Below are 11,375 nucleotides of genomic sequence, written 5' to 3'. Positions count from 1 at the left end.
AGCCGGCCCACACGGCCCCGCCGCACACGGGCCGCGCACCCGTGGAGCCGGCCCACACGGCCCCGCCGCACACGGGCCGCGCACCCGTGGAGCCGGCCCACACGGCCCCGCCGCACACGGGCCGCGCACCCGTGGAGCCGACGCACACGGAACCGCACCCCACCGCGCCGGTCCCCCCGGACGCGCCCCACAGGGAGCCGGCCCGCACCGCGTACCCCGAAGCGCACCGCCTGCCCGCGCCCCGAGCCGGCCGCACCGCCCCGCACGACGGGAGCGGCCCGGCCGGATGACAGCACCCCCGCCCACCCCCACGACCAGCGCTCCCGCAGACCTTCGTACCCCAAGGAGTCGATCCACCATGGCGAGCGACGCGCCGACCGGCCACGTGTCCGACCTCGACTGGCTGATGAGCGGCCTCGTGCAGCGCGTGCCGCACACGACCAGTGCCGTGCTCCTGTCCTGCGACGGACTGGTGAAGTCCGTCCACGGCCTCGACGTGGACAGCGCCGACCACATGGCGGCCCTGGCCTCCGGCCTCTACTCCCTCGGCCGCAGCGCCGGCGTCCGGTTCGGCGATGGCGGAGACGTACGACAGGTCGTCGTCGAACTCGACTCGACCCTGCTCTTCGTCACCACCGCCGGCTCCGGCACCTGCCTCGCCGTGCTGGCCGGCCGCGAGGCCGACGCGGCCGTGCTCGGCTACGAGATGGCGATGCTGGTCAAGAGCGTCCGCCCCTACCTGGTCACCGCACCCCGGCAGCCCGCCGTCGAACCCACGGCGATGAGGCCTTGAGGGTGGCCGCGGCCGGCGACGGGCCCTGGCTCGACGATGCCGCCGGACGGCTGGTGCGCCCCTTCACCGTCAGCAACGGCCGTACCCGGCCCACCGTCGCGCTCGACCTGGTGTCCCAGGTGATGGCCACCGGGGCGACCCCCCTCGGCTACCTCGGACCCGAGCACGCGCAGGCACTCGACCTGTGCCGGGCGCCCCTCCCGGTCGCCGAGCTCGCCGCCCGCCTGAGGCTGCCGGTCGCGGTCACCAAGGTGCTGCTGTCGGACCTCGTCGACTGCGGCGCGCTGACCACCAAACCCCCCGCCGCGTTCCACCACGACCCCACGGACCGGGCCCTTCTGGAGGCAGTGCTCGATGGACTACGACGACAGCTCTGACCACGGCCACGGCCACGACGGCACCGACCCGTTCCCCACCGCGCTGAAGATCCTCGTGGCGGGCGGGTTCGGGGTCGGCAAGACGACCTTCGTCGGCGCGGTCAGCGAGATCGCGCCGCTGAGCACGGAGGAACTGCTCACCACCGTCAGTGCCGCGACCGACAGCCTCGACGGCATCGAGAACAAGCTCGAGACGACCGTGGCCATGGACTTCGGCCGCATCACCCTCGACCCGCAGCACGTGCTGTACCTGTTCGGGACCCCCGGCCAGGAACGGTTCTGGTTCATGTGGGACGAGCTGTGCGAGGGCGCGCTCGGGGCGGTGGTCATCGCCGACACCCGGCGCCTGGAGGAGTCCTTCGCCGCCGTCGACTTCTTCGAGGAACGCGGCCTCGGCTTCATCGTCGCGGTCAACGAGTTCGACGGCGCCCACCGCTACGACCCCGAGGAGGTGCGCGCGGCCATGGACCTGCACCCCGAGATCCCCGTCGTGCGCTGCGACGCCCGGATCTCCAGCTCTGGCGTGCAGACGCTGCTCACCCTCGTGCGCCACCTCATCGCCCACACACCGGCCCCCACGACGGGGTCCGGTGCCGGAGCCCGCCCATGAGGTACGACCCGCCGCGCCCGGCCGGACGTCTGCTGCTCACCCCCGAGGACCGGGAGGCTCCCGCCCGGGTGCGGCGGCTGCGCCGGCTCGGTCTGGCGGAACGCCCGGATCCGGCCCTCGACGCCTTCGCGGCCCATCTCGCGGGGCTCGTCGAGGCGCCGTACGCGATGGTCAACTTCCTGGTCGAGGGCGGGCAGTTCTTCGCGGGTCTGCGGACGCCCGGGATCCCGCCGGTGCGGCGCGCGGACGGCACCCTCCCCGAGTTCGGCCGCGTCCACCCCCGCGACCACGGCTTCTGCCCCCACGTGGTGGTCCGGCGCAGAGCACTGGTCCTGGAGGACGTGCGCGACTACCCGCGCTTCGCGGGCAACGCGGTCGTCGACGGGTTCGGCATCCTCGCCTACCTCGGCGCGCCCCTCATCGACAGCACGGGGACGGTGCTGGGCACGGTGTCCGCCGCCGACGTGCGACCCCGGACCTGGGGGAGGACGGGCCTGGAGACCGTCAAGTCGTCGGCCGCGGACCTCGTACGGCGCATCGAGCGCAGCGCCGAGGACGGGCTGCCGCCGTGAGCGGCCCAGGGACGGCACGGCCGGTGCGCGGGGCGTGAAGGAAAGCTGCGGCCGGGCTTAAGAAACGCTCGATGGACCCGGGGCGGTGCCGTACGGCAGATTGCTGTGCGATCCACTCCCCTCCCCGGACGCGGGCCGCTTCGGCATGCCCACCGCCGGGACCACACCCGTCAGGAGCCGTTGCGTTGAAGGCGCTGGTCAAGGAGAAGGCGGAGCCCGGGCTCCGGCTCGCGGACGTCCCCGAGCCCGTCATCGGACCCGGTGACGTGCTCATCAAGGTGCTGCGCACCGGCATCTGCGGCACCGACCTGCACATCCGGGCCTGGGACGGCTGGGCGCAGCAGGCCATCCGCACCCCGCTCGTCGTCGGCCACGAGTTCGTCGGCGAGGTCGTCGAGACCGGGCGGGACGTCACCGACATCAAGGCCGGCGACCGGGTCAGCGGCGAGGGGCACCTCGTGTGCGGCAAGTGCCGCAACTGCCTGGCCGGACGGCGCCACCTGTGCCGCGCCACAGTCGGGCTCGGCGTCGGCCGGGACGGGGCGTTCGCCGAGTACGTCGCCCTGCCCGCCACCAACGTCTGGGTGCACCGCGTCCCCGTCGACCTCGACGTCGCCGCGATCTTCGACCCGTTCGGCAACGCCGTGCACACCGCCCTGTCCTTCCCGCTGGTCGGCGAGGACGTCCTCATCACCGGCGCCGGACCGATCGGCCTGATGGCCGCCGCCGTGGCCCGGCACGCGGGCGCCCGCAACGTCGTGATCACCGACGTGAGCGACGAGCGCCTGGACCTGGCCCGCAAGGTCGGCGTCAGCCTCGCCCTGAACGTCGCGAAGGCCACCATCGCCGACGGCCAGCGCGAACTGGGCCTGCGCGAGGGCTTCGACATCGGCCTGGAGATGTCCGGCCGCCCCGAGGCGATGCGCGACATGATCGCCAACATGACGCACGGCGGCCGCATCGCGATGCTCGGCCTGCCCTCCGAGGAGTTCCCGGTCGACTGGGCCCGGATCGTCACCTCGATGATCACGGTCAAGGGCATCTACGGCCGCGAGATGTTCGAGACCTGGTACGCCATGTCGGTGCTGCTCGAAGGCGGCCTCGACCTCGCGCCCGTGATCACCGGCCGCTACGGCCACCGCGACTTCGAGGCGGCCTTCGCCGACGCCGCGAGCGGCAAGGGCGGCAAGGTCATCCTCGACTGGACCGCGTGAGTCACCGCGCAAGTCCCCTGCTTTCCTAGGAGCTTCTGAGATGTTCGACTCCGTGCGCGACGACCTGCGCGCCACCCTCGACGAGATCCGCGCCGCCGGCCTGCACAAGCCCGAGCGCGTCATCGGCACCCCCCAGTCCGCGACCGTGAACGTCACCGCCGGCGGCCGCCCCGGCGAGGTCCTCAACTTCTGCGCCAACAACTACCTCGGCCTCGCCGACCACCCCGAGGTCGTCGCCGCCGCCCACGAGGCGCTGGACCGCTGGGGCTACGGCATGGCCTCCGTGCGCTTCATCTGCGGCACCCAGGAGGTCCACAAGGAACTGGAGGCCCGGCTCTCCGCGTTCCTCGGCCAGGAGGACACGATCCTCTACTCCTCCTGCTTCGACGCCAACGGCGGCGTCTTCGAGACCCTCCTCGGCCCCGAGGACGCGGTGATCTCCGACGCCCTCAACCACGCCTCGATCATCGACGGCATCCGCCTGTCCAAGGCCCGGCGCCTGCGCTACGCCAACCGCGACATGGCCGACCTGGAGACCCAGCTCAAGGCCGCCGGCGACGCCCGCCGCAAGCTGATCGTCACCGACGGCGTCTTCTCCATGGACGGCTACGTCGCCCCGCTCGCCGAGATCTGCGACCTCGCCGACCGCTACGGCGCCATGGTGATGGTCGACGACTCGCACGCCGTCGGCTTCGTCGGCCCCGGCGGCCGCGGCACCCCGGAACTGCACGGCGTCATGGACCGGGTCGACATCATCACCGGCACCCTGGGCAAGGCCCTCGGCGGCGCCTCCGGCGGCTACGTCGCCGCCCGCGCCGAGATCGTCGCCCTGCTGCGCCAGCGCTCCCGCCCGTACCTCTTCTCCAACACCCTGGCCCCGGTGATCGCCGCCGCCTCCCTCAAGGTGCTCGACCTGCTGGAGTCGGCCGACGACCTGCGCGTCCGTCTCGCCGAGAACACGGCCCTGTTCCGCCGCCGGATGACCGAGGAGGGCTTCGACATCCTCCCCGGCGACCACGCCATCGCCCCGGTGATGATCGGCGACGCGGCCAGGGCGGGCCGGATGGCCGAGCTGCTGCTGGAGCGCGGGGTGTACGTGATCGGTTTCTCCTACCCGGTCGTCCCCCAGGGCCAGGCCCGCATACGCGTGCAGCTGTCCGCCGCCCACTCCACCGAGGACGTGAACCGCGCGGTGGACGCCTTCGTGGCCGCGCGCGCGGAGCTGGCCGCCTGAGGGGGCCTGACCTGCGGGCACGGGTGAGAGAATCGGTCCCGTGATCGAAGCGCGGCGGCTGCACATCCTCCGTGCGGTGGCGGACCACCGCACCGTGACGGCGGCTGCCGCCGCGCTCTACCTCACCCCGTCGGCGGTCTCCCAGCAGCTGACCGCCCTGGAGCAGGAGACCGGGCACCGCCTGGTCGAGCGCGGCGCCAAGGGCGTACGGCTGACCCCGGCCGGCGAGATCCTGCTCAGCCACACCAACGCCGTCCTGGCCCAGCTGGAGCGGGCCGAGGCCGAGCTCGCCGCGTACGGCTCGGGCGAGGCCGGCACGGTCACGGTCGCCTCCTTCGCGACCGGCATCACCCTCGTCGTCGCGCCGGCGCTGGCCCGCCTCGCGGAGTCGGCGCCCGGCATCCGCATCCGCGTCCAGGACGCGGAGGGCGACGCCAGCCTGCCGATGGTCCTGGACCGGCAGGTCGACGTGGCGGTCGCCGTCGAGTACCGGGGGGCGCCGCCCGCCGACGACCCGCGCCTGACCCACGTCCCGCTGTACGCGGAGCCGTTCGACGCGGTCGTCCCGGTCACGCACCGGCTGGCCGACACCGCGGAGGTGCCGCTCGCGGAACTGGCCAAGGACCCGTGGATCGGCCCCTACCCCGGCAACCCCTGCCACGACGTGGTCGTCCTGGCCTGCGAGGCCGCCGGTTTCCAGCCCCGCCTCGAGCACTCCTCGGACGACTTCCGCGCGGTGGTGTCCCTCGCCGCCGCCGACGCGGGCGTGGCGCTCGTCCCGCGCTCGGCGCTGCTCGGCATGGACCTGGCCGGCGTGGTGGTCCGCCCCGTCGACGGCGTCGCCCCCACCCGCCGGGTCTTCGCGGCCGTACGCCGGGGGGCCGAGGGACATCCGCTGATCCGCCCGGTGCTGGACGCGCTCGAGGCGGTCGCCGAACGGTAGGGGCGCCGTGCGCCGAGGCGCCGGGCGGACGGGACCGGTCACCCGTCGTTTGGACCGGCATCACCCCGCTCCGCCCGGCCACCGCGACCGTCAGCCCCGCCGAACACCCCCAGCCGATCCGCCGGGTGGACGCGGGCCGGGACGATCCCCGACCGCGTCGGCGGGCCCGGACGGGGTGCCGCGGCCGGCCCCCCTCTGCTTCAGGCGGGCCGGCGCCCCGCGGCCGGGGGCGTCTTCGCCGGTTGTCAGTGGCGACGGCTACGGTGCCTGTCATGCCGGACGCCGAAGACGTACGCCGTATCGCCCTGTCCCTGCCGGACACCACGGAGAAGATCGCCTGGAGCATGCCCACGTTCCGGGTCGCGGGCAAGATGTTCGCCACGCTGCCCGAGGACGAGACCTCCATGGCGGTGCGCTGCCCCAAGGAGGAGCGCGCCGAACTGGTGCTGGCCGAGCCGGAGAAGTTCTGGATCGCCGGTCACGAGGCCCAGTTCGCGTGGGTGCGGGTGCGCCTGGCCGCCCTCGACGGCGAGGGCGAGCTGCGCGACGTCCTCGCCGACTCCTGGCGCCAGGCCGCCCCCTCCCGGCTGCTGGAGGCGCACCCCCGGCTGGGAGTCCCGGCCGGAGGCTGAAAACCCCTCGGACGCCGTCAGCGCCCCGTGGCATGATCCGGGGACAGGTGTGGCAGCCGGGGGCCGGGGGGCTCCGGCTGCCGGGAGCGCGGCGGGGACCAGCGGACGGGGGACCGCTCAGGCCCGGCGGGGAGCACAGGGGCCGGCGGGACCGGCCGGGGAGGGGAGCGCGCGGGATGGCCGGGACGTCGTCGGGGCCCACGCACGAAGGGCCGGCCCAGCGGAGGACGGCACGACCCGTCTGGTCACGGGACTTCGCCCTGTTCTTCGTCGCCCGGGCCGTCGCCCGGCTCGGCGACACCATGCTGCCCGTCGCCCTCGCCGCCGGCCTGCTCCAGCACGGGTACGGTGCGGGCGCCGTCGGTCTCGCCATGGCCGCGACGGCCGCCGCCTTCGCCGGACTGGTCGTCTTCGGCGGGGTCCTCGCCGACCGGTTCAGCACCCGCAAGCTCATGATCGGCGCCGACCTGGTGCGCCTGGTCACCCAGGCCCTGACCGCCGCGCTCTTCTTCTCCGGCCACGTGGTCCTCTGGGAGATCTGCGCGATCGGCTTCGTCAACGGCGTCGCGGGCGCCGTGTTCCAGCCCGGCGTCGCCAGCACCGTGCCCCGGCTCGCCTCCGACATCCAGGGCGCCAACGGCGCCGTACGCGTCGCCGAGTCCGCGGCCCAGCTCGCCGGCCCCGCCGCGGCCGGACTGCTGGTCGGCTTCGCCTCGCCCGGCGGGGTCTTCGCCGCCCACGCCGCCACCTACGCGGTCAGCGCCCTGTGCCTGCTGCTGCTCCGCCTGCCCCCGCTCCCGCCCCGGGACCGCGCGGGGGAGCGCCCCGCGGGCCGCGCCGCCGAGGCCTTCCGCGCCGACCTCGTCGAGGGATGGCGCGAGTTCCGGTCCCGCACCTGGCTGTGGGGCGTCATCGCCGTCTGGGGCGTCTACATGATCGCCGTCTGGGGCCCGACCGTGCCCCTGGTCGCGACGGAGGTCGTGCAGCAGCACGGTCCCCGCGCCTACGGCCTGGTCAACTCGGCCCTGGGCGCCGGCACGGTCGTCGGCGGGCTCCTCGCGCTGCGGCTGCGTCCGCGCCGCATGCTCCGCGCGGGCGCGATCGCCCTCCTCGGGTTCGCCGCCTTCCCGGCGAGCGTCGGCGCCGGTCTCGGCGTACCGGCGATGGCCGCCGGAGCCGCCGTCGCCGGGGCCGGGATGTCCTTCTGGGGCGTCATGTGGGCGACCAGCGTGCAGACCCAGGTCCCGCCCGACGTCCTCAACCGCATCCACGCCTACGACGTCGCGGGCTCCCTCGCCATGATGCCCGTCGGCCAGGCCCTCGCGGGCCCCGCCGCCTCGGTCCTGGGCGCCGGTCACGTCCTGCTCGTCGCCGGCGCGACGAGCTTCGTGGTCTGCGCCGCCCTGCTCGTGATACCGGCGGTACGCGGTCTGGTGCGCGTCGACGCGAGCGCGGCCGGTCCGGGCCGGGCGGCGATGCGCGGACGGGCCCGCGCGGAGCAGGGCTGACCTGCGCAGCAGCCGCCCGCCCCCGAAAGCGGTGCGCGACCACCGGCCCGAGTGCGGTATGGTTTTCCTGCACGTTCGGCCGGGGGAAACCCCAGGTCACACGGGCAACGGGACGTGGCGCAGCTTGGTAGCGCACTTGACTGGGGGTCAAGGGGTCGCAGGTTCAAATCCTGTCGTCCCGACTCGTACGAGTCGCAGGTCAGGGCCGGTTTCGGAACCATCCGAAACCGGCCCTGACCTTTGCGGCCGTGGGGTGGGCGAACCGGGCGCCGGCCGTCGTGGGCGCGACGCCCCGGACCCTCAGATCACGCAGCCCACGTGCGCCAGCGCCTGCTTCAGCAGGACCCCGTGCCCGCCCGGCATCTCGCTCTGCACCGCCTCGGACAGGGCCTCCTGCGGGCTGAACCAGACCAGGTCCAGCGCGTCCTGCCGGGGCCGGCAGTCGCCGGTCACCGGTACGACGTAGGCGAGGGAGACCGCGTGCTGCCGGGGGTCGTGGTACGGCGTGACGCCGTGCGTGGGGAAGTACTCGGCCACCGTGAAGGGCTGGAGCGAGGACGGCACCCGGGGCAGCGCCACCGGGCCGAGGTCCTTCTCCAGGTGGCGCAGCAGGGCGTCGCGGACCCGCTCGTGGTGCAGCACCCGGCCGGAGACCAGGGTCCGGCTGACCGTGCCGTCCGGCCCGATGCGCAGCAGCAGGCCCACGCTGGTGACTTCGCCGCTGTCGTCGACGCGCACGGGCACCGCCTCGACGTATAGGATGGGCATGCGTGCGCGCGCCATCTCCAGTTCGTCGGTCGTCAGCCAGCCCGGCGTGGTTTCGGTCATGTCAGACATCGCTTGATCATACTTTCAGCGTCTCGTGGTTCCTGGGCGCCGCTCCGGGACTGTGACCGTCCCCACGTCGCTCAGCCGTCGTCCGGGGCGTCGCCGGGCAGCCCGTACACCCGGCGCGCGTTGTCGCGGCCCGTCCACCGCGCGATGCGCAGCGCGTCCGGCAGGGCGATCTCGTCGGCGTCCACCCGCTCCTGGAGCAGCCCGGCGAGTCCCTGGCGGAAGGACAGCGCCCCGAGGTGGTGGAACTCGGCCACGCCATAGGCGTCGGAGCTGTACAGCAGCTTGCGGAAGGGCGTGATCTCCAGCGCCTCCGCCAGCACCGCCCCCGCCCGGGCGGGGCCGACGTGGTGCAGGGTGAGACCGACGTCGAGGTACACCCGTTCGAAGACCGCCGACAGGTAGGCCGCCTGCCGCTGGTAGGGCCAGCAGTGCAGCAGCAGGACCGGGACGGTCCCGGCGGTCAGGTGCAGCCAGTCGGTCAGGTGGGCGGGGTCGACGCGGTGCATGCGGATGTCGCTGTCACCGAACCCGGTGTGCAGCTGCAGCGGCCGCCCGAGGTCGACGGCGGTCCACAGCAGATGCCGTACGAGCACCGGGTCGTCGAGCCGGCCGCCGCGCGCGAGCCAGGACCGGGCGGCCCGCGCGACCTCCTCGGCCGACGGGCGGGCCGGGTCGAGGTCGAAGCCGGTGCGGTAGGCGGCCACCGACTTCACGCCCACCACGCCCGGCCGCCGTACCGCCTCCCACGCGGCCGTGCGGAACGCCTCCGCGTACGCGTCCGGCTCCACCCCCCGGGCCGCCACCGCCTCCGCGACGCCCTCCAGCCGGACGACCTCGTACGCCACCGCGTCCGCCGCCCGGGCCAGGTCGCCCGGGCCGGTCGCGCGGTGCGGGGCGTACCCGGTGTCCACGCAGAACACGCCCGTGCCCGCGGCGCGCAGGAACCGCCGGTTCACCTCGGCGGCGCCCAGCTCGGACCGCCGGGCCAGATACGCGTCCGGCGGCGCGTGGCGCGGCAGGTCCAGCAGGGGCGCGCAGTGCCGGCGGACGGCGAGACCGACGGGGCTGTCGAAGGGGGAGACACCGGGCCACGCCTCGCCCTCGGTGAGGAGGGACTCGAAGCCCGCCCGGTCCAGGCCGTCGGTGACGGCGCCGTGGCAGTGGTGATCGACCAGGTCCAGGGCGGCGAGGGTCTCGTGGACGGGGCCCGCGGCCATGTCAGTACACCCAGCGGTAGGCCGCGGCCACCTGGTCGTCGTCCAGCCCGTCGGTCGCCGCGATCTCGCCCCGCCGCACCGCGGTCACCGCGTCGGCCAGGACCGGCCCCAGCGCGCTTCGGAGCACGTCGTCCGCGTCGAACGCCTCGACCGACTCCGCGAGCGAGAGCGGCAGCCGGCGCACGCCCCGGGCCGCCGCCTCGGCCGCGTCGAACCGTGCCGGGTCGCCGGTGATCTCCTCGGGCAGGGACGCGGACGAGGCCATGCCGTCCAGTCCGGCGGCGATCGCACAGGCGAGCGCGAGATACGGGTTGGCGGCCAGGTCGACCGGCTTGAGTTCCAGGTTCGCCGCCTGGTCGCGCACTCCGGCCGTGCCGGTGATCACGCGCAGGGCGGCCTCACGGGTCTCCCGGCCCCAGGCCGTGAACACCCCGGCCCACTGGGACGGCCTGAGCCGCAGACGGCTGGCCGGGCTCGGCGCGGTCACCGCGGTGAGCCCGGGGAGGTGGGCGAGCACCCCGGCGGCCAGGGACTCGGCCTCGGCCGTCATGCCGTACCTGCCCGTACCGCCCGCGTGCAGGTTCCTCCCGTCCCGCCAGGCCGAGAGGTGGAGGTGACCGCCGTTGCCGACGCCCCGCGCCGACACCGCGGGGGAGAAGGAGACCCGCATCCCGTGCCGTCGGGCCACCGCGCGGATCGTCTGGCGCACCAGGACGCTGCGGTCGGCCGCCGCCACCGGGTCGAGCGCGCCCACCGAGACCTCGAACTGCCCCGCCGCGTACTCGGGATGGAGCTGTTCCACGTCCACGTCCTGCGCCGCCAGGGCGGCCAGCAGGTCGGCGGCGCAGTCGCTCAGCTCCACCTGCCGGGTCGCCCCGTACGCCGGCCCCGACACCGCGGGCACGAAGGCGTCGTCGGGCGCGTCGCCCCGGCCGAGGACCCACTCGATCTCGACGGCGGCCCTGAACGAGACCCCGTGCCGCTCCGCGGCCTCCGTCACCGTCCGGCGCAGGACGGTCCGCCCGCACGCCGGGTGCGGCTCGCCCTCCTGCGTGATCCGGTCCACCGGCGCCCACGCCCAGCCGGGCTGCGCCGCGAGGACGGTCAGCCGGTCGAGGTCGGGGTAGAGGCGCAGGTCGCCGTCCGGGGAGCCGAGGACGTCCGTGGAGACGATCGCGTCGTTCGCGAGGAAGGTGTCGAACACCGGTGACATCCCGACGCCCCAGGCCGCGGCCGAGGCGAGCTTCGCGGCGGGCACGGTCTTCACCCGGCCGATCCCGGCGGTGTCGACGTACGCCAGGACGACGCCGTGGACACCCTGCCGGGACAGCTCACCGCTCAGCGAGGCGGCCCGCTCGACGTCACCGGGACGGCCGCCGGGGACGGGATCGGCGAGCGTGGTCATACGTCCTCGAGCGTGGTCATACGTCCTCCCTGA

The 11,375-nt window shown here is 74.6% G+C and carries 12 protein-coding genes and 1 tRNA gene; 10 read left to right on the top strand and 3 right to left on the bottom strand.

Annotated features, from left to right (window positions below):
• Window positions 1-358: 358 nt before the first annotated feature.
• From ACZ4V6_RS28015 to ACZ4V6_RS27970, 10 genes are all read left to right on the top strand, one after another.
• Window positions 359-793 carry a roadblock/LC7 domain-containing protein gene (locus ACZ4V6_RS28015; RefSeq protein WP_467832796.1) on the top strand — a complete coding sequence of 145 codons (435 nt, stop codon included), beginning with the start codon at window positions 359-361 and terminating at the stop codon, window positions 791-793.
• Between the two features lie 2 nt (window positions 794-795).
• Window positions 796-1,170, top strand: coding sequence for a DUF742 domain-containing protein (locus ACZ4V6_RS28010; protein ID WP_467832793.1), 375 nt, complete (start codon window positions 796-798; stop codon window positions 1,168-1,170).
• A complete protein-coding gene (locus ACZ4V6_RS28005; RefSeq protein WP_467832789.1) occupies window positions 1,148-1,780 on the top strand; it encodes a GTP-binding protein in 633 nt (210 codons plus the stop codon). Before ACZ4V6_RS28010 ends, ACZ4V6_RS28005 begins: the two co-directional genes overlap by 23 nt.
• The gene (locus ACZ4V6_RS28000) at window positions 1,777-2,352 is read left to right on the top strand and encodes a GAF domain-containing protein (protein ID WP_467832786.1); all 576 of its coding nucleotides are present in this window, start codon (window positions 1,777-1,779) and stop codon (window positions 2,350-2,352) included. Before ACZ4V6_RS28005 ends, ACZ4V6_RS28000 begins: the two co-directional genes overlap by 4 nt.
• A gap of 185 nt (window positions 2,353-2,537) precedes the next feature.
• Complete coding sequence (tdh, locus tag ACZ4V6_RS27995) at window positions 2,538-3,566, top strand: L-threonine 3-dehydrogenase (protein ID WP_467832784.1); 1,029 nt, start codon at window positions 2,538-2,540, stop codon at window positions 3,564-3,566.
• A gap of 40 nt (window positions 3,567-3,606) precedes the next feature.
• Entirely contained in the window at window positions 3,607-4,800 is a 1,194-nt protein-coding gene (locus ACZ4V6_RS27990; RefSeq protein ID WP_467832781.1) for a glycine C-acetyltransferase, read from the top strand.
• 40 nt (window positions 4,801-4,840) lie between these two features.
• Window positions 4,841-5,743, top strand: a complete 903-nt coding sequence (locus tag ACZ4V6_RS27985) for a LysR family transcriptional regulator (RefSeq protein WP_467832778.1) — start codon at window positions 4,841-4,843, stop codon at window positions 5,741-5,743.
• A 272-nt stretch (window positions 5,744-6,015) separates the two neighbouring features.
• Window positions 6,016-6,375, top strand: a complete 360-nt coding sequence (locus ACZ4V6_RS27980) for an MmcQ/YjbR family DNA-binding protein (RefSeq protein ID WP_467832775.1) — start codon at window positions 6,016-6,018, stop codon at window positions 6,373-6,375.
• A gap of 176 nt (window positions 6,376-6,551) precedes the next feature.
• A complete protein-coding gene (locus ACZ4V6_RS27975) occupies window positions 6,552-7,883 on the top strand; it encodes an MFS transporter (protein WP_467832773.1) in 1,332 nt (443 codons plus the stop codon).
• Window positions 7,884-7,991: 108 nt separating this feature from the next.
• Window positions 7,992-8,065 (top strand) — tRNA-Pro (locus tag ACZ4V6_RS27970).
• 118 nt (window positions 8,066-8,183) lie between these two features.
• Here ACZ4V6_RS27970 and ACZ4V6_RS27965 read toward each other — a convergent pair.
• The 3 genes from ACZ4V6_RS27965 to ACZ4V6_RS27955 form a co-directional block, all read right to left on the bottom strand.
• Complete coding sequence (locus ACZ4V6_RS27965; protein ID WP_171990877.1) at window positions 8,184-8,711, bottom strand: NUDIX hydrolase family protein; 528 nt, start codon at window positions 8,709-8,711, stop codon at window positions 8,184-8,186.
• An 80-nt stretch (window positions 8,712-8,791) separates the two neighbouring features.
• On the bottom strand, window positions 8,792-9,937 hold the full coding sequence (locus ACZ4V6_RS27960; RefSeq protein ID WP_467832771.1) for an amidohydrolase family protein: 1,146 nt from the start codon (window positions 9,935-9,937) through the stop codon (window positions 8,792-8,794).
• Between the two features lies 1 nt (window position 9,938).
• Window positions 9,939-11,342, bottom strand: a complete 1,404-nt coding sequence (locus tag ACZ4V6_RS27955; RefSeq protein WP_467832769.1) for a type I glutamate--ammonia ligase — start codon at window positions 11,340-11,342, stop codon at window positions 9,939-9,941.
• Window positions 11,343-11,375: the final 33 nt, after the last annotated feature.

The sequence above is a fragment of the Streptomyces sp. NPDC029152 genome, assembly GCF_055564355.1.
This window is presented reverse-complemented; position numbering and strand designations above follow the sequence as displayed.

Coding starts and splice junctions, on each gene's coding strand:
- ACZ4V6_RS28005 (WP_467832789.1), top strand. CDS start 1,148: ATGGACTACGACGACAGCTCTGACCACGGCCACGGCCACGACGGCACC.
- ACZ4V6_RS27990 (WP_467832781.1), top strand. CDS start 3,607: ATGTTCGACTCCGTGCGCGACGACCTGCGCGCCACCCTCGACGAGATC.
- ACZ4V6_RS27955 (WP_467832769.1), bottom strand. CDS start 11,342: ATGACCACGCTCGCCGATCCCGTCCCCGGCGGCCGTCCCGGTGACGTC.
- ACZ4V6_RS27980 (WP_467832775.1), top strand. CDS start 6,016: ATGCCGGACGCCGAAGACGTACGCCGTATCGCCCTGTCCCTGCCGGAC.
- ACZ4V6_RS28000 (WP_467832786.1), top strand. CDS start 1,777: ATGAGGTACGACCCGCCGCGCCCGGCCGGACGTCTGCTGCTCACCCCC.
- ACZ4V6_RS28015 (WP_467832796.1), top strand. CDS start 359: ATGGCGAGCGACGCGCCGACCGGCCACGTGTCCGACCTCGACTGGCTG.
- ACZ4V6_RS27975 (WP_467832773.1), top strand. CDS start 6,552: ATGGCCGGGACGTCGTCGGGGCCCACGCACGAAGGGCCGGCCCAGCGG.
- ACZ4V6_RS27960 (WP_467832771.1), bottom strand. CDS start 9,937: ATGGCCGCGGGCCCCGTCCACGAGACCCTCGCCGCCCTGGACCTGGTC.
- ACZ4V6_RS27965 (WP_171990877.1), bottom strand. CDS start 8,711: ATGACCGAAACCACGCCGGGCTGGCTGACGACCGACGAACTGGAGATG.